This is a genomic window from Virgisporangium aurantiacum (genome assembly GCF_016863635.1).
Classification (GTDB): Bacteria; Actinomycetota; Actinomycetes; order Mycobacteriales; family Micromonosporaceae; genus Virgisporangium; species Virgisporangium aurantiacum.
Genome location: NZ_BOPG01000064.1, coordinates 16574 through 41112 on the forward strand (window position 1 = coordinate 16574; position 24539 = coordinate 41112).

Below are 24539 nucleotides of genomic sequence, written 5' to 3' on the forward strand. Positions count from 1 at the left end.
CCGTTGCTACGGTGGGGCTCCGGTGGCGGTGCTCGCGGCTTCGGTGATCGTGGCTTCGGTGATCGCGGCTTCGACGTCCGCGATGCGTGGATCGGCCAGTTGCCGCATCGTCACGAGCGCGGTCTGCCAGCAGTCGCGGGCCAGGCCCGGGTGTCCGGCGGCGAGCAGTGTGTTGCCCAGGTCGACGAACATGTTGGCTTCCTGGCGCCGGTGTCCCAGCCTCCGCATGGTGCCGACCGCCAACCGCAGCGACCGCACCGAACTGGCGTGGCGGCCCGCCGCGGCGTAGGCCCGGCCGAGGTTCTGTTCGTTCCAGGCGCCCAGTTCGGCGTCGCCCAGGTCCTGGAACAGTTCGGCGGCCCGTCGATGGCAGTCGATGGCGTTCACCGGCTCGTCGGCGGCGAGGTGCGCCATTCCCAGATTGTCGAGGTTCTGGGCCACGCCCCGGCGGTACCCGGCCTGTTCGCACAGGTACAGCGCGTCGTGGCACAGCCGCTGCGCCCGGACGGGATCGCCGGCACTGGCCTCGACCAGGCCGAGGTTGCCCAGCACCATCGCCTCGCTCAACTGGTCGCCGAGGTCGCGGAAGCACGCCAACGCCTGCGAGAAGCAGTCCCTGGCCCGGTCCCAGTCGCGCTGGTCCCAGTACGTGCATCCCAACGAGTTCAGCGTGTACCCCTCGCCGGCCCGGTCGCCCGCCAACCGGGCCGCCCGGCCGGCCGACCGCAGGAACTCGACGCCCTCGCGCCAGGAGATCCGGCGGTCGAGAAAGGTCGTCATCGCGATCGCCGTGCGCCACGCGTGGCCCGGCGACCCGTGCGTCGCCGCCCAGTCCACCACCGACCGCAGGCCGTCGTACTCCTGCTCGAACCACGCCATCGCCCGGTTCTGGTCGGCGAACACCGGCGGCGCCGCCGACGGCGTGTACGGCGCGACGAACTTCCGCCGGCGACTGGGCATCAGCGCGACGTCGGCGCTGACCGCGGCGTGCAGGTACCAGTCCAGCAGCCGGCGCACCGCCGCCTCGTTCGCGGGACCGGCACCGGCGCGCTGCGCGCGATCCACGGCGTACAGCCGGATCAGGTCGTGCAGTTCGTAGCGGTCCGGGTGGCGCTGCGCCACCATGTGCGCCGCCGCCAGTCGGTCCAGCGACCGCTTCGCCTGCCACACCGGGACGTTCGCCAGCGCGGCCGCGGACTCCAACCCGATGTCGTTGGCCGGATGCAGACCGAGCCGGTCGAACATCGCGGCGGCGTCGGGGTCCAGGGCGCGGTGGGACCAGGACAGCGCGGCACGCAGGTCCGTGTGCGGATCGCCGTCGCCGGCTCCGAGGTTGTCCAACCGCGCCTTCCCGTCCCGCAACGCGTGGACCACCTCGGCGAGCGTGCCGGCCCGGTGCGCGCGTTCGGCGACGATCGCCAGCGCCAGCGGCAGCCCGTCGCAGAGCTCCACCAGCCGCGCCGCGGCGTCCGGTTCGGCGGCCAGCCGCTCGGCGGAGACCGCCACCGACAGGAGGCTGACCGACTCGTCGACCGGCAACCGGTGCAGCGTCACGCGATGCGCCCCGTCGCGGATCGACAGCCCGCGCAGCTGGCTCCGACTCGTGACGATCGCCAGGCCGTCCGCGCCCGGCAGCAACGCCCGTACCTGGTCGGCGTCGCGCGCGTTGTCCAGCAGCAGCAACACCCGCCGGCCGGCCAGCGTGGTGCGCAACAGCGCCGCCCGCTCGTCGACACTCTCCGGAATGAGGTCGCCGGCCACCGACAACCCCCGCAACAACGTGGCCGCCGCGGCCGCCGGGGTGAGCGGTTCGCCGCTGCCGTAGCCGTTCAGGTTCAGGTAGAGATGCGCGTCCGGGTACCGGCCGGAGACCCGGTGCGCCCAGTGCACCGCGAGGGTCGTCTTTCCCATGCCGGGTGCGCCGTCGATGGCCACGATCGTCGTCGGTCGCCCCTCGGCCGCAGTGCCACCCGCAGTGCCACCCGCAGCGCCATCCGCCGGGTCGTCCGTCGGGTCGTCCGCCGGCAGCAGCGCGTCGAGCGCGGCGAGTTCGGCGGCCCGGCCGCGGAAATGGGCGATGTCGTGCGGCAGCTGCCGGGGGTTCCGGCTCTCCGGCACCGGTACCGCCGGCGCGTCCTGCAGCACGACGCGTTGCAGCCGCTGCAGCTCGACGCTCGGGTCGATGCCGAGTTCCTCGCTCAACGTCGCGCGCGCCTGCTGGTAGGCACCCAGCGCCTCGGCGCGCCGGCCGGCCCGGTGCAGCGCCACGATCAGCCGGCACCACAGCGATTCCCGGGTGGGGTCCTGGTTGATCAGGCCGCGCAGCTCGGCGATCACCTTGCCCGGCCGCCCGAGCTCCAGCTCCAAGTCGATGCGGCGTTCGGTGGCGGCGAGCCACTCCTCGGTGAGGCCGGGCACGACCTCGCGCTCCAACCACGCCGACTCGACGCCGGTGAACGGACGGCCGCGCCACAGGCCGAGCGCCGCCTGCAGGAGGCTCAGCTCGTCCGCCGCTGCCGTTGCGGTGCGGGACTGGTCGACCAGCTCCCGGAACCGGTGCATGTCCACGTTCCGGGCCGGGACGGCGATGCGGTACCCGCCGCCCGAGGTGCTTTCGATCAGCTCGCGGCCGAGCAGCCGGCGCAGCCGCGCCGCGTACGTCTGTACCGTGCCCCGCACCCGCTCGGGCGCGTGGAACGGCCACAGGCGGTCGGCCAGCGCGTCGATCGTCACCGGCCGCCCGGCGGACAGCAGGAGCGAGACCAGCAACGTGCGCTGCTGACCGGACGGCACGACGACGGCCTCCCGGTGCCGGTGCGTGACCTCCCACGGGCCGAGCACCCGGAACCGGAACTCCTCGCCGGGCTCGCGCTCGGCGGCACGGCGGAGGTCGGCGTCCGGACGAGCCGACATGGTGTCTCCCGGAGTCTGCGCGGTGGAACAGAGAAATCCTGCCAGCATCACCTTTCAGGACCCTTTCACCCGTCCGGCAGATGCGGATGTGGTCGGTCGGTGATGACGTTTGTCATCGCCCGGTCGGTGAGTCCGGTATCTACGCGGCGGACCCCGGCCGCCGCTACTGTCGCCTGGAGTCGAACCGGGACCCGAGGAGGACACGTGATCAGGGTGTTGATCGCCGAGGACATGCACATGATCCGCGGTGCCCTGGTCGCGCTCCTCGCGCTGGAGGACGACATGAGCGTGGTGGCCGAACTGGAGCGGGGCGACGAGATCGTCGCCGCCGCGCTGCGGACGCGTCCCGACGTCGCCGTGGTCGACATCGACCTGCCGGGCCTGGACGGGCTGACCGCCGCCGAGCGGCTGCACGTCGAGTTACCGGAGTGTCGCACGGTGGTGCTGACCGGGCTGAGCCAGCCGGGCAACCTGCTGCGGGCGCTCAAGGCGCACGTGCGGGGGTTCATCGTCAAGGACGCGCCGGCGCAGACGCTGGCCGACGGCATCCGGCGGGTGCACGGCGGCGAGCGGGTCATCGACCCCGACCTGGTCGCCGCCGCCCTGGAGACCGGCAGCAGCCCACTGACCGCCCGCGAGGCCGACGTGCTGCGCGCCGCCGAGAGCGGCCTGCCCACCGAGAAGATCGCCAGCAGCCTGGCGCTGTCGCCGGCCACGGTGCGCAACTACCTGTCGAACGCGATCAGCAAGGTCGGCGCCAACAACCGCATCGACGCGATCAGGATCTCCCGCAATGCCGGCTGGCTCTGACACCGCGCTGCGCGCCCGTCCGCTGCCGGACGTGGCGGTGGCCACCGCGCCGCCGGGTACCGTGACCGGCCGGGATCCGGCCGGGGATCGCCACCCGGCCCGGCTAGCCTGGGCTCCCGACACTCGCGGCCGGAGGTGCACACTGACCGCTCCAGGTCACTCCGACCGGATGATCCGGCTGGCCACCGCCGCGCCCATCGCGGTGCTGGCGGCCGGCCTCGGCGTCCAACTGGTGCTGACGCCGGTGTACAACAGCGACCTCACGAACACGCTGACGACGCTGGTCCTCATGAGCTGCTACCTGCCGATGTGCGGGTATCTCGTGTGGAGCGCCGCGCACCTGCGGCGCCCCCGCCACGGCGGATGGATCCTGGCCGCCATGACCGTGATCATCGCGGCCGGTGTTCCGCTCGTCGGCAGCGAGTGGCAGCTGGCCTTCGCGCACCTGCTGGTGTCGACGATGATCGTGCTGCCCCGGCCGTGGTCGATCGTGGCCGGCGGCGTGCTCCTGGCCGCGCTCGTACCGGTGGACCTGCTGGTCAACCCGAGGCCGAACCCGATCTGGACCGACCTCGTCGTGGTGCAGCGGACCGCGGCGGTCCTCGTGCCGACCTGGTTCGCCGGTGCGCTCCGGGCGCTGCGGGCGGCCCGGGAGGACCTCGCCGGCCGGGCCGTGCTCCGGGAGCGGGTCCGCATCGACGGCGAGCTCGCGCGGACGGTCGGTGACTCGCTGGACACGATCGCCCGCCGGGGCGAGGCGACCGCGGCCCTGGCCGGCACCGATCCCGAGGCCGCCCGGCGCGAGCTGCGGGCGCTGGTCGACGGCTCGCGCCGCACGCTGGCCGCCGCCCGTCGCCTGGTCCGCTCGTACCAGCGGGTGCCGTTGCGCGCCGAGCTCGACACGGCGCTGGACCTGCTGGCGGCGGCGGGCGTGCCGGCCCGGCTCGTGCTGCCCGCCGGCGACCTGCCGCAGTACGCGGACAACGAGGTGCGGGAGGCGTTGCGCGCCGCGGTCGACCGCCTGCTGCGCGACGGGTCCACGGGTACCCCGGTGATCACCCTCGGTGCGCCCGACGGCCGTCTCCGCCTGACCGTGGAGGACCCGGCGTGACCGGCCCTCGCCAGCCGCAGGGCATCATGCGGGCGGCGCCCTGGCTGCTCGTGGCGATGCATCTCGCGCTGCTGGTCATGTCGCCGATCCTGGTCGCGACGAACGCCAACCGGCAGCACACCGCGAACCAGGTCGGGTTCGCGATGGTCGCCGGCACCGTGCTCGCCGTGGTGCACCTGCGGCACGTCCGCGCCGCGGTCGGCGACCGGCGGCCGGTGGGGTGGCAGTGGACGCTGGCACTGCAGACGGTTCTCGTCTACGCCCCGGTGGCCTGGCTGGGGCCGGACTGGCTGAGCCCGTCCATGCCGCTCACGGCGTCGATGATGCTGCTGCTCCCGCGCCCGTGGGGCCTGCCCGTCGGGTTCACCACGTTCTATCTGGCCAGCGGCGTCACGTACTGGCTGCTGTTGTACGGCGCGGCCTCCGCCCGGGACACGGTGCTGCTGCTGGTGTACTTCGCGATCACCTGGGCGGTCTTCTCGTTCGTCCTCTACGGCACCGTCCGCCTCGTCCGGCTGGTCAACGAGCTGTACCGCACCCGGGCCGAGCTCGCCGAGCTGGCCGTCGACGAGGAGCGGGTGCGCGTCTCCCGGGATCTGCACGACCTGCTCGGCCAGAGCCTGTCCGCGATCTCCCTGAAGGGTGACCTGGCCGCGCGGCTCCTGCCGCTGGACCCCGCCAAGGCGCGACACGAGATCACCAGCCTCACCGAGCTCGCCCGCTCGACGCTGCGCGACGTCCGGGCCGTCACCCGCGACGAGCACCGGGTGACGCTCGGGGAGGAGATCGCTGCCGCGCAGGGGCTGCTGATCGCCGCGGGGGTCGACACCCGCGTCGAGACCCCCGGCGCCGGCCTCGACCTGTCCGGGGACGCCCAGCAGGTGCTCGCCTGGGCGGTCCGCGAGGGCACCACCAACCTGCTCCGCCACAGCGACGCCACGACCTGCACGATCGTCCTCACCCGGAGCAACGGCACGACGTCCCTGGACATCCACAACGACGGCGCACGGCGCGACGGGCTCGGCGACGGCTCCGGACTCGCCGGCATCGAGGACCGGGCGGCCGCCGCCGGCGGGTGGGCCCGGGGCGAGCTGACCGGCGACGGCGGCTTCCACCTCCGCGTCGAACTGCCCGAAACAACCGCCCTCGTCGACCGCACGTAAACCGCGGAAAGTTTTCCGGCCGCGATGTCGAGACATGGGGGTCCGCTCCGACCTGCCTGTGACCACGAAGAAGGAGAGCATCATGAGCAAGATCATCTACTGGGTGCACACGTCGGTGGACGGGTTCATCGACGGGCCCAACGGGGAGTTCGACTGGCCCGTGATGGGTCCCGAGCTGTCCGCGTACTCGGAAGGGCTGGACAAGGGCGTCGACACGCTGCTGTTCGGCCGCCCGGTGTGGCAGATGATGGTGGGCTTCTGGCCGAACGCGGAGTCCATGTCGGACGATCCGCACGTCGCCGCGTTCGCGCCGTTCTGGCGGGCCACGCCGAAGATCGTCTTCTCGCGCACGTACGAGGGTGACGAGTGGACCAGCCGCGTCATCGGCGCCGATCTCGCCGACGAGGTCGCCGCGCTCAAGGCCCGGCCGGGCGCCGGTGACATGCTGCTCACCGGCGGCGCGGCGCTGGCGGCATCGCTGACCGAGCTGGGTCTCATCGACGAGTACCACATCGCGGTCCACCCGGTGGTGCTCGGCGGCGGGCGGCAGCTCTTCGCCCGGCCGGACCACCGCCACAACCTGCGGCTCGTCGACTCGCGGACGCTCGACGGGCAGGTCCTGGTGTCGCACTACCGGCTCGGCTGAGATGACGACCACCTCGATACCCGGCCCGACCCGGAGTCCCCAGCTCGCGCTGGCGCTGCTGTCCCTGCCGTCGCTGCTGATCGCGATCGACATCAGCGTGCTCGGCGTCGCCCTGCCCAGGATGGCGGCCGACCTGCGCCCGTCGCCGACCGAACTGCTCTGGATGAACGACATCTACGGGTTCATGGTCGGCGGCACGATGATCACGATGGGCGCGGTCGGTGACCGGATCGGCCGGCGCCGGCTGATCGTCATCTGCGCGGCGGTCTTCGCGGTCGCCTCGGCCGCCGCGGCGTTCTCGACCGGACCGTGGATGGTCATCGTGACCCGGGCCGTCATGGGCATCGCCGGCGCGGCGATCATGCCCGCCTCGATGGCGCTGATCGGCCGGCTCTTCCCGGACCCGAGGCGCAGCGTCTCCGCGATGGGCGCGTACATGACCTGCTTTCTGGTCGGGATGGCCGTCGCGCCGCTGGTCGGCGGCGTGATGATCGAGTACTGGTGGTGGGGCTCGGTGTTCCTGCTCGGCGTCCCGGTGATGCTGCTGACCCTGGTGGCGGCGCCGCGGCTGCTGCCGGAGTTCCGGACCCCGGACGCGGGGCGGCTGGACCTGCCGAGCGCCGCCCTGTGCCTGTCCTCGATCCTGCTGGTCGTGGCCGCGCTCAAGATGATCGTGAGCAGCGGCTGGTCGTGGCAGCCGGTCGTCGCCGCGGTGGTCGGCGTCGGGCTGGGCGCGGTGTTCGTCCGCCGTCAGCACACGCTCGACGACCCGCTGGTCGACCTGTCGCTGCTGCGCCGGCCCGGCGCCGCCCGGGTGATGTGGGTGCTCTTCCTGACCGCGCTGCTCATGGGCGGCACCTCGATCTTCTGGGCCTTCTACCTGCAGTCCGCGCAGGAGCTGTCGCCGCTGCGGGCGGCGCTGTGGCTGGTGCCGTCGACGATCGCGATGATCGTGGCGTCGAACCTCGGCCCGTGGCTCGGCCGCCACGTCCCGCCGTCGCGGGTCGTCCTCGGCGGCCTGCTGATGATGGCCGCCGGCTTCCTGTCGTACGCGCTAATCCCGGCGGGCCGGTCCGGGATCCTGGCGGTCGTCTGCGGTGCCGTGCTGGCCACGGCCGGGGTGGGAGCGGCGTTCCCGTTCCTGATGAACGACCTCATCTCCCACGCGCCGCAGGAACGGGCCGGCTCGGCGGCCTCCCTGGCCCAGACGGCCAACGAGATCGGTATCGCCATGGGGCTGGTCGTGCTCGGCAGCATCGGCACCGTCGTCTACCGCTCGCGGCTGACCGCGAGCACCGGCCACGCCGACGGCTCGTGGGTCGACGGTTTCCGCGCGGCCGGCACCCGGCACGACGCCGCCCTCCTGCACCACGTCCAGGACGCCTTCACGTCGGGCTTCCGCGTGGTCGGGGTCTTCGGCGTGGCGGTGATGGTGGTGGTTCTGGCGCTGCACCTGGCGCGCTCCCGGCCGGCGGCCTGACCAGGCATGCGAGGTGAGAGCGAAATCCAAAATTGGAGCTGATCGCCGGCGGCCCGGCCCGCCGCGCCAGGTTGGCCAGGCTGGCCGCGCCGTCACGCAGTCCTTCCACCGCCTCCGGCCAGTCGGCGACGGCCAGTTCCTCGATGCCGGCCCACCGCGTGGCGAGTTCCGGCAGTCGCGCATTGTCGACACCGGCCAGCGCGTCTCGCCACGCAAGGCCGCCGCCCGAGATGTCGGTGTCCCACTCCACGTCGAGGATCATGGCCACCAGCTTGCCGAGCCCGAGCGGCACCACAACAACGTGGGTGATTTTCCGTGCTCCAGCATGGAAAATCACCCACGTTGACGTGGGACACCCCGGCCGGCACGTGGACAACTGTCGGATGCGTGCTGTCAGGGTGTGGAGCCGCACGGATGTCATAGGGTCCGGGGGACGGATTAACCGGCGTCCATCGCTTGCACCTCGACGCACTTCCAGCGGGAGGCTGTCGTGCCAGACCGAACGTTCCAGTTTGCCCAGTGGGCCGAACTCGCACCGGCCGGCGCCCGGGTGATCGTCGCCGGCAACTTCCTCGATCCGTCCCGGAGTGACGTCCTCGCCTACCGGCCGGCCGACGGCGAGGTATCGGTGCGGCGCAACGACGGCTCGGCCTTCGCGTCCACCGGTCGGTGGGCGACGCTGGGTCCGGCGGCGGGTTGGCAACTCGTGGCCGGAGACGTCACCGGCACCGGCCGGGCGGACGTCGTCGGCTACCACGCCAGCAACGGAAGCGTGTGGGTCGGCACGGACCAGGGCGGGACGTTCGCGTTCGCGCGGTGGGCCACGCTCAACCCCGCGTCGGGATGGTTGATCGGAGCCGGGTACTTCACCGGGTCGGCCAGGGCCGATCTCCTTGCCCTCCATCCGGCGAGCGGCTCCCTGTGGGTGGGCACGAACAACGGGACCGGGTTCGCGCTGGCGCCGTGGGGAGCGTTGGCGGCGGGTCCGAACTGGCAGGTGACCACGGCGGACGTCATCGGCGACGGACGCACGGACGTCGTCGCGTACAACCCGGGCGACGGGTCGGTGTGGGTCGGCGAGAACCAGCACTCCACGTTCCTGGCCAGTAAGTGGGCGACGCTGCGCCCGGCGGCGGGTTGGCAGATCGCCACCGGCCGGTTCACCGGACGGGCGAAGGCGGACCTGTTCGCGTACCACCCCAGCAACGGCACGCTCTGGGTCGGGGAGAACCGGGGAGACCGTTTCGTCTTCACCGAGCCGTGGTTCACGGTCGCGCCGTCGGGCGGCTGGCAGTTCGCCGCGGGCAACTTCGACGGTGACGGCTTCGACGACGTCGCCGGGTACCACACGTCGGGCACGGCGTGGGTGGGACGGTCGGCCATGCGACCGATCGAGGGCTACTGCTGGCCGCTGTCCGCGGCTCCCGGCGAGACCATCGCGTTCCGCATGTCGGGCGGCGGCGACTCGGTCGCCTCCATCCGGCGCAACTCGTCGACGTCCTCGGCCGTCGACACCGTGGTCGTGGGACAGGTGCCGTTCACCGCCGAACAGCAACCGGTGCCGCCGGACCCGTACCGGTCCGGGTGTGGCTGGACCGACACCTTCACCGTCACCGTCCCGAACACCTGGCGTTCGGGCATGTACTCGGCCGCGTGCACCGACGCCGACGGGAACTCGTGCGACATCACGTTCGTCGTGAAGCCCGCGCCCGCGCGTCGGAAGTCCGTCGCGGTTCTCGCGAACACGAACACGTGGCTCGCGTACAACGCCTGGGGCGGCCTGTCGAAGTACTCCGGACTCGCCAGGACGAGCTTCCTACGGCCGAACCCGGTGGCGGAACCGAACGGCTCGATGCACCTGACCCGTGGTGAGCTCTGGATCCTCGGCTGGCTGGAACGGGAGGGGTTCCAGCACGACGTCTACAGCGACATCGACTTCCACAACGACGGGTGCGACGCGGCCCAGTACGAGTGCCTGATCATCGGCACGCATCCGGAGTACTGGACGACACAGATGTACGACAACGCGGAGGCCTACCTCGCCGCGGGCGGAAGCCTGATCTACATCGCCGGGAACGGCATCTTCGAGGTCGGCGAGTACGCCAACGGCCAGACCGAGATGATCTTCCGCCTCGGCATCGAGGGCGGGCCCCGGGAGGACGCCCTCTTCCGCCAGTTGGGCCGGCCGGAACGCTCCCTGATCGGTGTCGCGACCGAACGCTGCGGCGTACCCGGCACGCCCTTTGTCGTGCAGGACGCGGACCATTTCCTGTTCGCCGGAACGGGGGTGTCGAACGGCGACACCTTCGGCGACTTCGGGCTGAACGACGGGTTCGGCAACGGGAAGGCGAACGCCTGGGAGGTGGACACCAGCAACGGTTCCGGTGCCATGTCCACGGACCCGCCCGGCTGCGCGATGAGCCCACGAATCGTGCCGCTGTCCACCCTTCCCGACGGCCTGACCGTGCTCGCCGTCGGCGAACCGGACGCCGGGGGCGTCGGCGGGGACATCACCTTCTACAACCACCCCGGCGGCGGGTTCGTCTTCGCCGCCGGCTCGCTGACCTTCGGCGGCAGCCTCGTCGTCGACCCGGTGCTGACCGGCCTGATGCGCAACGTCATGCAGCGGGCCGGGGTCTGAGCGCGACGCGGCCGACCCGGCCGCGCTGGTCGTTACACCAGGCCCGCCGCCGCCAGGTACTTGCCGACGCGCGCGATCTCGTCGCCCTCCAGCGGAATCTGGGGGAGCGCCGTGGTCGGGTGGTCGATCACGCCGCGAAGGTACAGCGCGGCCTTGAACGCGCCGAGCGCCGACGAGCTGATGCCCATCCGGGTGCCGCCGACGGTCACCAGGTCGAACAGGTGCAGCAGGCGCTCCTGCTCGGCCCGCGCCGTCTCCCACTCCCCGGTGGCCGCGGCGGCGAACAGCCGGGCGTAGCCGTGCGGGTCGACGTTGCCCAGCCCGGGGACGACGCCGTCGGCGCCCATCCACAGGGCGGAGTCGACGGTCAGTTCGGAACCGGTCAGGACGCTGAACGAACCGATGTCGGTGCGGTCGCGCCGGCCGAGGATCATTCCGCGCAGCCCGCTCTCGTCGCCGCTGGAGTCCTTGACCCCGGCCAGCACCCCGGCGGCGGCGAGGTCGAGCAGCAGGGCCGGGCCGAGCTTGCTGTGCACCGACACGGGCAGGTCGTACGCGTACACCGGAACACCGGCGCGGTCGGCGATCGTCCGGAAGTGCACCTCGATCTCGGCCGGGTGGGTCCGGGCGTAGAACGGTGCGGTCGCCACGATCCCGTCGACGCCGGCCTCGACGGCGACCCGCACGTGGTCGAGGACCCGCAGCGTGGTCATGTCGATGGCGCCGGCCAGCACCGGCACCTGCCCGGCGACGTGGCGGATCACCGTGTCCAGCACCACTTTGCGGTGGGCGTCGGGCAGGAAGGCCACCTCCGACGTGGATCCCAGGAGGAACAGCGCGTCGACCCCGCCGTCGAGCAGGTGGTCCACCAGCCGGGTCAGCGATCCGGTGTCCACCCGGTAGTCCGGCGTGAGGGGGGTGCACACCGGCGGGATCACGCCGGTCAACGCGGTGGCCGTGGTCATGAACGCTCCTGGGCTTGGCTGATCAGTTCGAGGTCGGTGGCGCCGCCGGCCACCGGGTGGTGACAGCGGAAGAGATGGTCGGACCCGTCGACCGTCACCGGGGGCATTGATTCCGAACAGGCGTCGGACGCGTTCCAGCACCGGGTGCGGAACGGGCATCCGCTGGGCGGCCGGGTGGCCGACGGCACCGGGCCCACCAACGGGATCGGGTCGATCGGCGCGAGCAGCCCCGGCGTGGCCGAGAACAACGCCCGCGTGTACGGGTGACGGGCGCCGTAGGGCACCGCGCCCGCGGGCGTCTGCTCGACGATCCGCCCGAGGTACATCGTCACCACGCGGTCGCTCATCCGCCGGACCGTCTGGATGTCGTGGGACACGAAGACCAGCGCGAGCCCCAACCGTTCCTTCAGATCGAGCAGGAGGTTGAGGATCTGCGCGCGGACCGAGACGTCGAGGGCGCTGGTCGGCTCGTCGGCGATGATCAACTGAGGCGAGAGAGCCAGCGCCCGCGCGATTGCCACCCGTTGCCGCTGGCCGCCGGAGAGCTGGCCGGGCAACAGTTCCGCGACGCTCGCCGGCAGGCCCACCTGACCGAGCAGGTCGTCGACGCGGGCGTCGCGCTCGCGCGCGGTTCCGCGCCGGTGTACGTCGAGGGGATCGCGGAGCACCTGCCGCACCGGCAGTCGCCGGTTCAGCGCCGTCGACGGGTCCTGGAAGACCATCGCGACGTTCGATCCGATCACCGAGCGGCGGCGGGAGTCCTTCATCGTCCAGATGTTCTCGCCCCGGAACGACACGGTCCCAAGAGTCGGGCGTTGCAACCCGACGAGCACCTTGGCGAGCGTCGACTTGCCGCAGCCGGACTCGCCGACCACGCCGACGGTCTCGCCCGGCGCGATGGTCAGATCGGCGCCGGTGAGCGCGTACACGCGGTCGCGGCGGAACAGTCCGCCGGAGCGCGCCTTGTGGACCACGTGGACGTCGGAGAGCGAAAGGAGATTCATCGGGCCTCCGTTGTGGCCAGATCGACCGGTGCGATGTCCACGGCCGGGTGATGGCAGGCGACAGTGTGCCGGTCCGAACCCGCCAACGCCGGCGCCTCGGTGCGGCAGACCGCCGTGGCCATCGGGCACCGGTCGGCGAACCGGCAGCCGGCGGGGAAGTCGGCCGGCGACGGCACCACGCCGCGGATCTGGGTCAGCCGCTCGGCGCCGGCCTCCAGCGACAGCACCGCGCCGAGCAGGCCGCGGGCGTAGTGGTGGGCCGGCGCGCCGACGAGGCTCGCGGTGACACCGGTCTCCACGATCTGGCCGCCGTACATGACCACGACGCGGTCGGTGACGTCGGCGACCAACGCGAGGTCGTGCGACACCAGGATCAGCGCGAAGCCGAGTTCGGCCCGCAGCCGCAGGAGCAGTTCGATGACCTGCGCCTGCACGGTGACGTCCAACGCGGTGGTGGGTTCGTCGGCGACGATCAGTTTCGGCTCGCGCGACAGCGCCATCGCGATGAGGACGCGTTGCCGCTGCCCGCCCGACAACTCGTGCGGGTACGCCGACAGCGTCCGGTCGGGGTCGAGCCCGACGAGTTCGAGGAGTTCCGTGGGTGAGCGCCGGCCGCCCCGGCGGACAACCTGTTTGAGTTGCGCGCGAACGGTCATCGCCGGGTTCAGCGACGAGAGCGCGTCCTGGTAGATCATCGCCATGTCGTGGCCCAGCAACCGCCGCCGGGCGGGGCGGGGCATCGTGAGCAGATCCCTGCCCTCGAAGGAGATCTCGCCGCTGATCCGCGCGTCGCGCGGCGCGAGACCCATGATGGTCAACGCCGTCAGCGACTTGCCGCAGCCGGACTCGCCGACCAGGCCCAGCACCTCGCCCGGTCGCACCTCGAAGCTGATGCCGTCGACGATGTCGACGCCGTCGTGGCGGCCGTCGAACCCGATCGCGAGATCCCGTACCGCCAGCACGGGTTCGCCGGCGGGCAGCGGCCGGGCCCGTTCGGCGAGCCGCCGGGCGGCCTCGGCCAGCCCGGGCAGTTCGGTGATCCGGCCCGAGCCGGGCGCGGGCTCCTCGAGGGCGTCACCCTTGGTCGGTGGTGAAACGCTCCGGGACGCGGGTGCGGCCCACGCGTCCGAGACCCCTTCGGCGAGGATGTTCAACGCCAGCACCGTCAGCAGGATCAGCAGGCCGGGGAAGACGGTGGCCCACCAGCCGCCGAGCAGCACGAGGTTCTTGCCGTCGGCGATGACGCTGCCCCACGACGGGTTCGGCGGACGCACACCGGCGCCGATGAACGACAGCGACGCCTCGAACACGATCGCGTCGGCCACCATCACCGTGCAGAACACCAGGATCGGCGCGGCGCAGTTGCGGGCGACGTGCCGGATCAGGAGGTGCGGTGTCCGCGCGCCGATGATGCGCCCGGCGGCCACGTAGTCCTCGCCGTACTGGGCGAGCACGTTGGCCCGCACCACCCGGGCCACCGACGGCATGTAGAGGAAGGCGATCGCGCACACGAGCACGGGAACGCCGCCGCCGAACACCGCGACGAGCACCGCCGCCAACGCGATGCCGGGGAACGCCATCACGACGTCGAGCGTGCGCATCAGGCTCTCGTCCGCCCACTTGCGCGACGTGGCCGCGACCGCGCCCAGGACCGCGCCGACGATCAGCGCGAGCGCCGTCGCACCGAGCCCGATGACGAGCGAGAAGCGCGCCCCGTACAGCAGCCGGCTCAGGATGTCGCGGTTGGCGCTGTCGAGTCCCATCCAGTGCGAGCCGCTCGGGCCGCCGCCGTCCGCCTCCTGGAAGTAGGGGGAGTGCGGGGCGATCAGCGGGGCGGCCACCGCCGCGAGGCCGACGACCACCACCATTCCCAGCGCCGCCCACGACAGCGGCGGCAGCCGCCGGAAAGCGACGCCGGGACGCGCGAGCCGCGCCATCAGTTCGCGCCTCATGACGTGGCGCTCCGCAGCCGGGGATTCACCAGCAGGTACAGGATGTCGACGACGAGGTTCACCACGACGAACCCGACCGCGATCGTCAGCACGACGCCCTGCACCACGGCCGGGTCACCGTCGCGCACCGCGTTGATCATGAGTTGCCCCATTCCCGGCAGCGAGTAGATCTGCTCGATGACCACCGCGCCGCCGAGCAGGTAACCGATCCGCAGGCCCAGCACGGTGAGCGGGTTGATGAGCGCGTTGCGCAACACGTTGCGCCCCACCACGACGACCGGGTGCAGGCCGCTGCCGATGGCCGTGCGGACGTAGTCCTTGTCCAGCTCCTCGACCATCGAGGTACGGATGATCCGGGTGAGCTGGGCGGCCACCGGCAGCGACAGGGACAGCGCGGGCAGCGTCATCGATCGCAGCCACCCGGAGAACGAGTCGGCCGGGTTGATGTAGCCGCCGGTCGGGAACCACCCGAGCTTCACGGCGAGCCACTGGATCATCAGCAGGGCCAGCCAGAACGCCGGTGCCGCCACCCCGACCAGCGACACCACCCGGATGAGCTGATCCGGCCAGCGGTCCCGGAAGATCGCCGCCGTCACGCCGAACACCAGGGCCAGCACGATCGCCGTCGCGAGCCCGAGGAACGTGAGCTGCAGCGTCAGCGGGAGCGCGGTGAGCACCGAGTCGAGCACCGGCGCCTTCGTGAGCACGCTGGTACCCATGTCGCCCTGGAGCAGGTCGCCGACGAACCGCACGTACCGCACCGGCAACGGGTCCAGCAGACCGTTCTCGACCTGGAACTGGTGGATCTGCTCCTGGGTCGGGTTGGCGCCCTGGAAGTAGGCGTACTCGGGCTTGCTGTCGGAGAACCGCATCACGACGAAGACGAACGCGATCACGCCGAGCAGCAACGGGATCAGGATGAGGATGCGGCGGACCAGCATCCGGGCGACCACGGTCATTTAGCTTCTCTTTGCCTGCAACAGGTTGATGCCCGGGTAGCCCTGGGCGCGGATCCCGGACAGGCGCTTCGGGTCCCACGCCGTCATCAGTTCGGTGTGCACCACCGGATAGAGGACGGCGTGCTGGGCGATCAGGTCCAGGTACTGGTGGGTGAGGTCCAGTTTCTTCTGCTTGTCGGGCTCCTGGGTGGCCCGGTCCATCAGCGCGAAGACGGCGGTGGCCTCCGGGCTGGCGTCCCACTTGGTGTACTTCATCCAGGCGCCGCCCTTGGTGTAGTTGTAGCGCAGGATGAGGTCGGCATCGAGGCCGAACTGGTTGGGGTTCGAGGCCGCCGCGACCACCTGGTAGTCCTGCGACTGGTCCATCTTGGTGAACAGCGCGCTGGTGTCCTGCGGCTGCAGCGTCGTCTTGACGCCGATCGCGTCCCACGAGTTGGCGATCGTCGGCAGGCAGTCGGCGATCCAGCTGACGTTCACCGCCATCAGCGTGACGGTCAGGCCGCTCACCCCGGCGGCGGCGAGCAACGACTTCGCCTTGTCCGGGTCGTACGCGTAGACCGTCGACGCCTTGCGGTACGACGGGTTGTCCTCGTTGAGGAAGCTGGTCGACGGCGTGCCGTGGCCCTTGAGCGCGACGTCAATCATCTTCTTCGAGTCGATCGCGTACAGCAGTGCCTGCCGCACCCGCGGGTCGGCGAACTGCCGGTTGGCGGTGTTGAACATGAGGAACATGTGGTTCATGCCCTTGCCGCCCTCGACCGTCAGCCCCGACGACTTCAGCTGGTCGATGTTCGCGTACGGCACGTTGTCGGCGATCTGCGCCTCGGCGCTGCCACCGGAGATCTTCGCGACGCGGGCCGAGGCGTCCACAATGGACAGCCAGTTCATCTTCTTGACCGTCGCCTTGCGCGGGCCGTTGTAGTCGGTGAACGCCTCGAACGTCGTGTTCGACTTCGGCTGGTGCGAGGCCTGCTTGTACGGGCCGGAGCCGACGGTCTTGCCGGCCTTCGCCTGGTCCCACGCCCCGGCGACGCTGAACACGTGCTTCGGCATGATCTTCGCGATCGACAGGCGCTGCACGCCGTCCGGGAACGGGAACTTCAGGACGAGCTCGACGGTGTTCTCACCGGTTTTCCTGACCTCCGTGAGCCAGGCCCGGAAGAAGTTGCCGACGAGCACGTTCGCGGTCGGGTCGAGGATCCGCTGGAACGTGAACACGACGTCGTCGGCGGTCACCGGCTGGCCGTCGTGCCACTTCGCGCCCTGGCGCAGGGTGAGCGGCCACGACGTCGCGTTCGGGTCGGCGGGGACGGCGGTGGCCAGGCCCGGGCGCGGGTCGCGGGTGATCGGGTCGGTCTCGACCAGCGCCTCGTAGATGTGCTGGATCCCGGCCATCGCGAACGCCGACGCGGTCTGGGTCGGGTCCCAGCTCTGGTCGTTGCCGTACCCGATGACGGCGGTGATCAGGTCCTTGTTGCCGCCCGCTCCCGAGGAGGTGGTGGAGGCGGGGCCGCTGCCGCACGCCTGGAGGGTGGCGGTGACGGCGGCCGCGGCGCCCAGGGCGCCGCTGTAACGCAGGAAGGCGCGGCGATCGACGCCACGTCCGAGTTGGGTGGGACTCATGGGGCTGCCTCCTGCAGGCATCTGATGGGCTTCGGAACTATTCGGGACGTTGGACGTCCCACATCCCATGTCCTGTATTAGACTCGGAGGCTAGGCGGCGAGCGTTTCCCCGGTCAAGCCCAGATTTCCGGAACGTTACAAGGGGATCGTCGCCACGGCAGTCGGGTCGCCCGGCGTCAGCCTCCCCGGATCGTAGGATGTCCGGGGAGCGGCCCGGCGCGCTCGCACCGCCGGCCCGTGCCGACCCGTCCCAGAGGAACCGCATGACCACAGCCCGTCGCCCCGCCGAGCCGGTCCCGGTGTCCCGCCGGCGCCTCAGCCGCTCGGTCGAGGTACAGCAGGCCGTCAAGGACATCATCCATTCCCGGGGGCTGGCCGCCGGCGATCCGCTGCCCACCGAGTCCGAGCTGATGGACGAGCTGGGCATCGGTCGCAACTCCGTGCGCGAGGCGCTCAAGGCGTTGCAGGCGGTCGGAATCGTCGACATCCGGCACGGCTTCGGCATGTTCGTCGGGCGCATGTCGCTCAGCGGCCTGGTCGACGAGCTCGCCTTCCACAGCCGCATCACGTTGCAGGACAGCCGCAACCACCTCGGTCACCTCATCGAGATCCGCGAGGTGCTGGAGTGCGGGCTGGTGCAGCGGCTCGTCGACGACAGCCTCGGCACCGACGCCGTCGCCGAGGTGATGGCGCAGATGGAGGCGGAGGCGGTGGCCGGCGAGGTGTCGCCGGAGACCGACCGGCTCTTCCACGACGTCCTGTACCGGCCCCTCGGCAACCCGCTGGTCGGCCAGTTGCTCGGCGCGTTCTGGGACGTGTACCACCGCCTGCGCGACGACATCGGCCGGCCCGACGAGACCCCGGCCGACGTGGCGCGCCGGCACCGCGACATCTACGCGGCGGTGGTCGCGGGCGACCGGGACGCGGCCGCCACGGCGATGCGCGCCCACTTCGACGGCGTCCGCGCCCGGCTGGCCCGGCTGCAGACCCGCGCCTAGTTTCCCGGGTCGTCAGTTCGGGCGCCGCGTCCGCAGCACGGCGACTCCGCGCGGTGCCAGGGCCGCCACGGTGGTCGGGCTCTCGCGGTCGGCGAGCAGGTCCGTCGCGGGTTCATTCAGGATGACGCGCACCGCATGCTCGCCGTGATTCATCAGGAACAGGTACGAGCCGTCGGGCCCCTCCCGCCGCACGGCCTGCACGTCGGCGGGCAGGTCCGGCAGCGCCGGTTCCACTCCGGCGGCGGCGCGCACGCGGTCGAACAACGCGCGCATCGTCGCCGGATCCGGGCGGGTGCCGAGGTACCAGGCGACACCGGCGCCGTGTTCGTTTCTGGTGACGGCGGGGCGGCCGGCCAGTTCCCCGGTGGCGTAGGAGAGCACCGTTCCGGCGCCCTCCGGCTCGATCCAGTCCGACCAGACCGTTCCCGTTCCGTGCGTTCCGTTCTCACTGTCCACTATGGACACTTCGCCGCCGGACGGCAGCGGCCAGAACTCGTCCACGCGCAGGCCGAGCACCGTCCGCAGCGGCGCCGGGTAGCCGCCGAGGTGGGCCCGGTCGCACTCGTCGACGATCCCGGAGAAGAACGACACCACCAGGTGCCCGCCCGCCTCGACGTAGCTCGTGAGGCGCGCGCCGACGCTGTCCGGCATCAGGTACAGGTTCGGCACGACGACGAGCCTGTACGCCGACAGGTCGGCCGTGGGCGGCACGACGTCGACCGTCACGTGCGCGTCGAACAGCGGCGCGTAGTGGACGCGGTGGGTCTCCAACAGGTCGACGACGCCCGGGTGGGCGTCGAGTTCGAGCGCCCACCAGCTCTCCCAGTCGTGCACGATCGCCACGTCGGCGCGCACGCGGGTGCCGGCCAGTTCGGCCATCCCGGCGATCTCGTTGCCGAGCGCGCGGATCTCCTGGTGCGTCCGCGTCTGCGTGCCGCCGTGCGGCACCATCGCCGAGTGGAACTTCTCCGCCCCGCCGACCGCCTGCCGCCACTGGAAGAACAGCACCGCGTCGGCGCCCTGCGCGATCGCCTGCCAGCTCCACAACCGCATCACGCCGGGCGGCTTCGGCGCGTTGCGCTCCCGCCAATTGACCGCGCCGGGCGCCTGCTCCATGAGCAGCCACGGCTGGCCCTGCCGGGCCGACCGGATCAGGTCGTAGCCGAACGCCGCTTCCACGTGTGCCCGCGGGTCGTACGGGTCGGGGTAGCTGTCGAGGCTCACGACGTCCTGTTCGGCGGCCCACGCGTAGGAGTCGATGGGCTTGTGCACCAGCCCGATGAAGTTGGTGGTGACGGGGATGTCCGGCGTCACCCGGCGGACGATGTCGCGCTCGACGAGGTAGCAACCGAGGATCGCGTCGTTGCTGAAGCGGGCGAAGTCGAGCCGCTGCGCGGGGTTGGCGAACGTGGGCGCGGTACGCGGCGGGAGGATCTCGGCCCAGTCGCCGTAGCGCTGTGACCAGAACGTCGTCGACCACGCGTCGTTGAGCGTCGACAGGTCGCCGTAGCGCTCCCGCAGCCAGGTGCGGAAGTGCTCCGCCGACGTGTCGCAGTAGCACGCCCGCACGTGGCAGCCGTACTCGTTGCCGATGTGCCACAGCCGGAGCGCGGGGTGCCCGCCGTAGCGGGCGGCCAGCCGTTCCACGAGCGCGGCCGCGTGGTCGCGGTACACCGGGCTCGACGGGCAGTACTGCTGCCGCCCGCCGGGCCACAACCGGGTCCCGTCGGCCCGCTCCGGAAGCGTCTGCGGGTACAGCCGGGCGAGCCACGGTGGCGGCGACGCGGTCATCGTGGCGAGGCTCGCGCCGATGCCCGCGGCGGCCAGGTGGTCCATGACCCGGTCGAACCAGCCGAAGTCGTACCCGCCCGGCCGCGGCTCGACGGTCGCCCACGAGAAGATGCCGACGCTGACGAGCGACACCCCGGTGTCCACCATGAGCTTCATGTCCTCGGCCCAGACGTGCTCGGGCCACTGCTCCGGGTTGTAGTCCCCGCCGAACATGATCTTCGGCATGGTCATGTGTCGCTCCTGGTGCTCTCTTCAATGGACATGGGACGTCCTCTATTCTGGGCCGCGAATCTAGGCTCGGTGTGTCGTGGTCGTCAAGGGAGCCGGAGGCGAGATGAGCAGGCGTAACGGCGCGGTTCTGCAGGAACGGATCGTCGCGCTGATCCACGACCGGGAGCTCGGCCCGGGTGCGCCGATGCCGACCGAGACCATGCTGATGGAACTGCTCGACGCCAGCCGCAACAGCGTCCGGGAAGCGGTCCAGGCGCTCCAGGCGCTCGGCATCGTCGAGATCCGACACGGTCACGGGACGTTCGTGGGGCGGGCGTCGCTGGAGGTGCTCGCGCCGTCGCTGGCGTTCCGGGTGCGGCCGGCGGCCGGTGCCGGCCTGCGTGCGTTGCACGACCTGGTCGAGGTGCGGGAGCTGATCGAGGTCGGGCTGATCGGCACCGTGGCCGGCACGCTGAGCGCGGCGCGGCTCACCGCGCTGGACGCGCTGGTGTCCAAGATGGACAGTGACCCGGGCGCCGACCGCGCCTTCCACGCGTTGCTGTACGAGTCGTGCGGCAACGAACTGGTGCTGCAGCTGATCGACCTCTTCTGGACCGTCTACCACGAGGTCGAGGGGGCCCTGGATCCGCCGGAGGGCCGGGCCGCCGCCATCGTCGCGCGTCATCGCCGCATCGTCGAGGCGGTGCGCGCCGGCGACCCGACCGCCGCGCGGGCGGCCATGACCGGGCACTTCACCGACGTCAAGGCGCGCGTCGCGAGAGCGCAGGCGGCGACCGCCGGACGCTGACCCCGACGGGGTTGCGGGCCCGGGAGGGACGGCGTACCGTGCCACGAATCAGACATCCTACGTCCTACGTGGGATGTCGTTCGCCCGTCGACAGGGAGCGTCCCGCCATGCGCATCGCAGTCGTCGCCGTCCTGCTCGCCGTGTCCGCCGCGCCCGCGCCGGCGGTGGCCGCTCCCCGCGACGGCCATGGTGGAGCCCGGCCGTTCGTCGAGGAACAGGTCATCTACGAGCAGCGGGCCTTCGGGTACGCCTGCTTCCGCATTCCGGCCGTCGTGCGGACCACCGCCGGCACGCTGCTCGCGTTCGCCGAGGGGCGGGTCAGGGACTGCGGCGACGACGAGGACATCGACCTCGTGCTGCGCCGCTCCGACGACAGCGGACGCACCTGGGGCCCGCTGGAGGTCGTCGCCGAGGGCAACGGGGAGACCCGGGGGAACCCGGTGCCGATCGTGGACCGGCGTACCGGGCGGATCGTCCTCGTCAGTACGCACAACGGAACAGCGCCGTGCCCCAACGGATGCGACCGCGACCCGTTCGTGCAGCACAGCGACGACAACGGCGTCACCTGGACCGCGCCGCGCGAACTGACGGACGCGAAGCGGCCGGAGTGGAACTTCTGGTACGCCACCGGCCCGATGCACGGCATCCAGCTGGAGCGCGGGCCGCACGCCGGGCGGCTCGTCGTCGGCGCCAACTTCGAGAGCTACGACGGCGTCGGGCCGCACGTGTACGGCACCCACCTGCTCTACAGCGACGACAGCGGCGCGACGTGGCAGATCGGCGCGGAGACGTCGCGCGACGACGGTTCGGTCATCGCGCAGGAGGTGACCGTCACCGAACTGACCGACGGTCGCGTCTACGCCCTGGCCCGCGAGCGCGGCACCGATCCGGGCAGCCGCGCCTACGCCACCAGTCGCGACGGCGGGACCACGTTCGAGGCACCGTTCCGGACGATCCCGCGACTGTCCACTCCGGACGTTCAGGCGTCGACGCTGCGGTACGGCGCGCGGGACCGCGGCGCGAAGCGAAACCGCATCCTCCTGTCGGCACCGGCGCATCCGGCGGCCCGCGAGGTGATGACCGTGCGGTCGTCGTACGACGAGGGCCGCAGCTGGGAGACGTGGGACCGCGGCAAGGTCTTCTACTGGGGACCCACCGCGTACTCCGACATGGTGCGCCTCGACGGCGACGAGGCCGGCCTGATGTACGAGGCGGGCGTCGCCAACCCGTACGAGACGATCCGGTACGCGCGGTTCAACGAGGCGTACCTGGCGACGCCCAACGGGACCCCGCCGGGCATCCCGGGGCCACCGGCGCCGGGCCCACGCACGTCCGATAAAAGCCCGTACCGCAACGACGCCTACGTCCGCGGCGGCGCCGGGCTGACCGCGGGCCGCTTCGGCAACGCGCTCTCCCTGGACAAGGTGGACGACCACGTCGAGGTTCCGTTCGACCGGTCGATCGACCTCGGCGCCGACGACTTCACGGCGATGGCGTGGATCCGGTACTCGGCGACGACCGGCCAGCACGCGATCCTGTGGGCGTTCCGGACCGGATCCGGTACCACGCCGCAGGTCTGGCTGCGCGCGGAGCCGGCGAGCAACCGGATCCGGGCGTTGATGGTGGTCGACCGGTTCACCGTCTCGGTCGCGTCGGCGGGCTCGTACAACGACGGGCAGTGGCATCACGTGGCGCTGCGACGCGGTGGCGGCCGGCTCGCCCTGCGGATCGACGGTGTCGAGGTGGCCGCCGCCACCGCACCGGACGGCTCGGTGACGGCCGGCAGGGAGTTCGGCGTGCAGGGTGTCCACATCGGACAGCGGATCGACGGCGTCGACCGGTTCCTCGGCGCGATCGACGACGTGCGGATCTACCGCCGCGCGCTGTCACCGGCGGAGCTGGAGCGGATCCGCGTCGACAACGCGCCGGTCGGCGGGCGGCTCGGCCTGTGGCTGCCGCTGGACGACGTCAGGCCGTAGCCGCGCCCGGGCCGATCCCGCGGAAGAGGTGGTCGAGCAACCGGTCGGCGAAGGCGTTGTCGAGCGGCCGGTTCGGCAGCAGCAGCCGGTGGTAGCACGCGCCCCACAGCTGGTCCACGACCGCCTCGGCGTCGACCTCCGGGCCCAGCTGGCCGGCGGCCCGTGCCGCCTCCAGGCGCTCGACGGCCAGCCGGCGCCGGGGCCCGGAGTAGGACTCCAGATACGCCTCCATCAGGACGGGGTCCCGTTGCGCCTCGGAGATGAGTCCCCGGATCACCGGGCCCGCCTTCGTGGTCGTGAGGAGCTCGACGAACGCGTGCAGCTGGGTGCGTAGGTCGCGTTCGAGGTCGCCGGTGTCGGGGAACTCGAGCACCGGCTCGACGGTCGCGAAGTAGCCCGCGAGCGCCAGCGCGCCCTTGGACGGCCAGAGCTTGTAGATCGTCACCTTGCTCGCGCCGCTCTCCGCGGCGACCCGCTCGACGGTGAACCGCTGGATGCCCTCCTCCAGCAGCAGCCGGCCGGCGGCCGTCAGCACGTCGCGCCGGACCTCGTCCGTGGGTCGTCGTCCGCGAGGCATGTCACAGGCTCCCTATTTGAACGGTGCGTTCATTTATGGTTATATGAACTCAGCGTACATAAAGTCGAGGGAGGGCTTGACATGGACACCCCAGTTGTTTCCCCGCGCGTCGCGCTGGTCACGGGCGGGTCCGGTGGCATCGGCGCGGCCGTGGTCCGGCGCCTGGCCGCCGACGGGTTCGCCGTGGCCGTGCACTACGCGGGCAGCCGCGATCGGGCGGAGGACGTCGCCCGCGCGGCCCGCGACGCCGGCGCCACCGCGATCGTCGTGAACGCGGACGTCGCCGACGAGCACGCCGTGGCCGCGATGTTCGACGCGGTCGAGCGGGAGCTCGGCGGCATCGACGTGCTGGTGCACAGCGCCGGCGTCATGCTGCTGTCGCCGCTGGGCGACCTCGACCTCGACGACTTCGACCGGATGCATCGCACGAACGTGCGCGGCACCGTCGTGGTGGCGCGGGAGGCGGTGCGGCGGGTGCGCGCGGGAGGCGCGATCGTCACCTTCTCCAGCACCGTCGTGAAACTGGCGCTGCCGACCTACGCGGCCTACGCCGCCACCAAGGGCGCCGTCGACGCGATGACGATGATCCTGGCCAAGGAGCTGCGCGGGCGCGACATCACGGTCAACGCCGTCGCGCCGGGTCCCACCGCGACCCCGCTGTTCCTCGACGGCAAGCCGCAGGAGGCGATCGACAAGCTGGCCGCCATGCCGCCCCTGCAACGGCTGGGCGAGCCCGCCGACATCGCCGACGCCGTGGCGTACCTGGCCGGACCGGCCCGCTGGGTCAACGGGCAGGTCATCTACGTCAACGGCGGCATCGCCTGACACACCGAAGGCAAGCCGTGAAGCCGGCGTGAAGCCTGAATGAAGCATCGATCCGTGAATGTTCTGCCGCTGCGTGGGTGTGTG

18 protein-coding genes are annotated in these 24539 nt (G+C 71.6%); 10 read left to right on the forward strand and 8 right to left on the reverse strand.

Annotation, left to right across the window (positions count from 1 at the left end; genetic code table 11):
* Nucleotides 1-6: 6 nt before the first annotated feature.
* A complete protein-coding gene (locus Vau01_RS43425) occupies nucleotides 7-2913 on the reverse strand; it encodes an AfsR/SARP family transcriptional regulator (protein WP_204005974.1) in 2907 nt (968 codons plus the stop codon).
* A 204-nt stretch (nucleotides 2914-3117) separates the two neighbouring features.
* Here Vau01_RS43425 and Vau01_RS43430 point away from each other — a divergent pair, with 204 nt between their 5' ends.
* From Vau01_RS43430 to Vau01_RS43455, 6 genes are all read left to right on the forward strand, one after another.
* Nucleotides 3118-3723 carry a response regulator transcription factor gene (locus tag Vau01_RS43430; protein ID WP_204005975.1) on the forward strand — a complete coding sequence of 202 codons (606 nt, stop codon included), beginning with the start codon at nucleotides 3118-3120 and terminating at the stop codon, nucleotides 3721-3723.
* Nucleotides 3707-4834, forward strand: coding sequence for a sensor histidine kinase (locus Vau01_RS43435; protein WP_204005976.1), 1128 nt, complete (start codon nucleotides 3707-3709; stop codon nucleotides 4832-4834). The genes Vau01_RS43430 and Vau01_RS43435 overlap by 17 nt, the downstream gene beginning before the upstream one ends.
* Nucleotides 4831-5997: a sensor histidine kinase gene (locus Vau01_RS43440; RefSeq protein ID WP_204005977.1), complete on the forward strand. Its 1167-nt coding sequence runs from the start codon at nucleotides 4831-4833 to the stop codon at nucleotides 5995-5997. Before Vau01_RS43435 ends, Vau01_RS43440 begins: the two co-directional genes overlap by 4 nt.
* Before the next feature lie 82 nt (nucleotides 5998-6079).
* The gene (locus Vau01_RS43445; protein WP_204005978.1) at nucleotides 6080-6643 is read left to right on the forward strand and encodes a dihydrofolate reductase family protein; all 564 of its coding nucleotides are present in this window, start codon (nucleotides 6080-6082) and stop codon (nucleotides 6641-6643) included.
* A gap of 1 nt (nucleotide 6644) precedes the next feature.
* On the forward strand, nucleotides 6645-8123 hold the full coding sequence (locus tag Vau01_RS43450; RefSeq protein WP_204005979.1) for an MFS transporter: 1479 nt from the start codon (nucleotides 6645-6647) through the stop codon (nucleotides 8121-8123).
* 490 nt (nucleotides 8124-8613) lie between these two features.
* Nucleotides 8614-10764, forward strand: a complete 2151-nt coding sequence (locus Vau01_RS43455) for an FG-GAP repeat domain-containing protein (protein ID WP_204005980.1) — start codon at nucleotides 8614-8616, stop codon at nucleotides 10762-10764.
* A 32-nt stretch (nucleotides 10765-10796) separates the two neighbouring features.
* Here the strand turns inward: Vau01_RS43455 and Vau01_RS43460 are convergent, their stop codons facing one another.
* Genes Vau01_RS43460 through Vau01_RS43480 form a run of 5 tightly spaced genes read right to left on the reverse strand, consistent with a single transcriptional unit; the run spans nucleotide 10797 to nucleotide 17267 of the window.
* A complete protein-coding gene (locus Vau01_RS43460) occupies nucleotides 10797-11729 on the reverse strand; it encodes a dihydrodipicolinate synthase family protein (RefSeq protein WP_204005982.1) in 933 nt (310 codons plus the stop codon).
* Nucleotides 11726-12733 (reverse strand): ABC transporter ATP-binding protein, encoded by a 1008-nt coding sequence (locus Vau01_RS43465; RefSeq protein WP_204005984.1) that lies wholly within the window; start codon nucleotides 12731-12733, stop codon nucleotides 11726-11728. Before Vau01_RS43465 ends, Vau01_RS43460 begins: the two co-directional genes overlap by 4 nt.
* Nucleotides 12730-14685, reverse strand: a complete 1956-nt coding sequence (locus Vau01_RS43470) for a dipeptide/oligopeptide/nickel ABC transporter permease/ATP-binding protein (protein WP_204005986.1) — start codon at nucleotides 14683-14685, stop codon at nucleotides 12730-12732. The genes Vau01_RS43465 and Vau01_RS43470 overlap by 4 nt, the downstream gene beginning before the upstream one ends.
* Nucleotides 14682-15644, reverse strand: coding sequence for an ABC transporter permease (locus Vau01_RS43475; protein WP_204005988.1), 963 nt, complete (start codon nucleotides 15642-15644; stop codon nucleotides 14682-14684). Before Vau01_RS43475 ends, Vau01_RS43470 begins: the two co-directional genes overlap by 4 nt.
* The gene (locus tag Vau01_RS43480; protein ID WP_204005990.1) at nucleotides 15645-17267 is read right to left on the reverse strand and encodes an ABC transporter substrate-binding protein; all 1623 of its coding nucleotides are present in this window, start codon (nucleotides 17265-17267) and stop codon (nucleotides 15645-15647) included.
* A 263-nt stretch (nucleotides 17268-17530) separates the two neighbouring features.
* Here Vau01_RS43480 and Vau01_RS43485 point away from each other — a divergent pair, with 263 nt between their 5' ends.
* Nucleotides 17531-18265: a FadR/GntR family transcriptional regulator gene (locus tag Vau01_RS43485; RefSeq protein WP_204005992.1), complete on the forward strand. Its 735-nt coding sequence runs from the start codon at nucleotides 17531-17533 to the stop codon at nucleotides 18263-18265.
* A gap of 12 nt (nucleotides 18266-18277) precedes the next feature.
* Here the strand turns inward: Vau01_RS43485 and Vau01_RS43490 are convergent, their stop codons facing one another.
* On the reverse strand, nucleotides 18278-20287 hold the full coding sequence (locus Vau01_RS43490) for a beta-galactosidase (protein WP_204005994.1): 2010 nt from the start codon (nucleotides 20285-20287) through the stop codon (nucleotides 18278-18280).
* A gap of 103 nt (nucleotides 20288-20390) precedes the next feature.
* Between Vau01_RS43490 and Vau01_RS43495 the strand changes: the two genes are divergently transcribed.
* Nucleotides 20391-21074, forward strand: a complete 684-nt coding sequence (locus tag Vau01_RS43495; RefSeq protein ID WP_204005995.1) for a FadR/GntR family transcriptional regulator — start codon at nucleotides 20391-20393, stop codon at nucleotides 21072-21074.
* Between the two features lie 107 nt (nucleotides 21075-21181).
* Entirely contained in the window at nucleotides 21182-23053 is a 1872-nt protein-coding gene (locus Vau01_RS43500) for a sialidase family protein (protein WP_204005996.1), read from the forward strand.
* Here Vau01_RS43500 and Vau01_RS43505 read toward each other — a convergent pair.
* Nucleotides 23043-23630 carry a TetR/AcrR family transcriptional regulator gene (locus Vau01_RS43505; RefSeq protein WP_204005997.1) on the reverse strand — a complete coding sequence of 196 codons (588 nt, stop codon included), beginning with the start codon at nucleotides 23628-23630 and terminating at the stop codon, nucleotides 23043-23045. The genes Vau01_RS43500 and Vau01_RS43505 overlap by 11 nt on opposite strands.
* An 81-nt stretch (nucleotides 23631-23711) precedes the next feature.
* On the opposite strand from Vau01_RS43505, the gene Vau01_RS43510 reads away from it, so the two are divergent.
* Nucleotides 23712-24455, forward strand: a complete 744-nt coding sequence (locus Vau01_RS43510; protein WP_204005998.1) for an SDR family oxidoreductase — start codon at nucleotides 23712-23714, stop codon at nucleotides 24453-24455.
* The last annotated feature ends 84 nt before the right edge of the window (nucleotides 24456-24539 follow it).

Coding starts and splice junctions, on each gene's coding strand:
- Vau01_RS43425 (WP_204005974.1), bottom strand. CDS start 2,913: ATGTCGGCTCGTCCGGACGCCGACCTCCGCCGTGCCGCCGAGCGCGAG.
- Vau01_RS43435 (WP_204005976.1), top strand. CDS start 3,707: ATGCCGGCTGGCTCTGACACCGCGCTGCGCGCCCGTCCGCTGCCGGAC.
- Vau01_RS43445 (WP_204005978.1), top strand. CDS start 6,080: ATGAGCAAGATCATCTACTGGGTGCACACGTCGGTGGACGGGTTCATC.
- Vau01_RS43450 (WP_204005979.1), top strand. CDS start 6,645: ATGACGACCACCTCGATACCCGGCCCGACCCGGAGTCCCCAGCTCGCG.
- Vau01_RS43460 (WP_204005982.1), bottom strand. CDS start 11,729: ATGACCACGGCCACCGCGTTGACCGGCGTGATCCCGCCGGTGTGCACC.
- Vau01_RS43465 (WP_204005984.1), bottom strand. CDS start 12,733: ATGAATCTCCTTTCGCTCTCCGACGTCCACGTGGTCCACAAGGCGCGC.
- Vau01_RS43470 (WP_204005986.1), bottom strand. CDS start 14,685: ATGAGGCGCGAACTGATGGCGCGGCTCGCGCGTCCCGGCGTCGCTTTC.
- Vau01_RS43475 (WP_204005988.1), bottom strand. CDS start 15,644: ATGACCGTGGTCGCCCGGATGCTGGTCCGCCGCATCCTCATCCTGATC.
- Vau01_RS43480 (WP_204005990.1), bottom strand. CDS start 17,267: ATGAGTCCCACCCAACTCGGACGTGGCGTCGATCGCCGCGCCTTCCTG.
- Vau01_RS43485 (WP_204005992.1), top strand. CDS start 17,531: ATGACCACAGCCCGTCGCCCCGCCGAGCCGGTCCCGGTGTCCCGCCGG.
- Vau01_RS43490 (WP_204005994.1), bottom strand. CDS start 20,287: ATGACCATGCCGAAGATCATGTTCGGCGGGGACTACAACCCGGAGCAG.
- Vau01_RS43495 (WP_204005995.1), top strand. CDS start 20,391: ATGAGCAGGCGTAACGGCGCGGTTCTGCAGGAACGGATCGTCGCGCTG.
- Vau01_RS43500 (WP_204005996.1), top strand. CDS start 21,182: ATGCGCATCGCAGTCGTCGCCGTCCTGCTCGCCGTGTCCGCCGCGCCC.
- Vau01_RS43505 (WP_204005997.1), bottom strand. CDS start 23,630: ATGCCTCGCGGACGACGACCCACGGACGAGGTCCGGCGCGACGTGCTG.
- Vau01_RS43510 (WP_204005998.1), top strand. CDS start 23,712: ATGGACACCCCAGTTGTTTCCCCGCGCGTCGCGCTGGTCACGGGCGGG.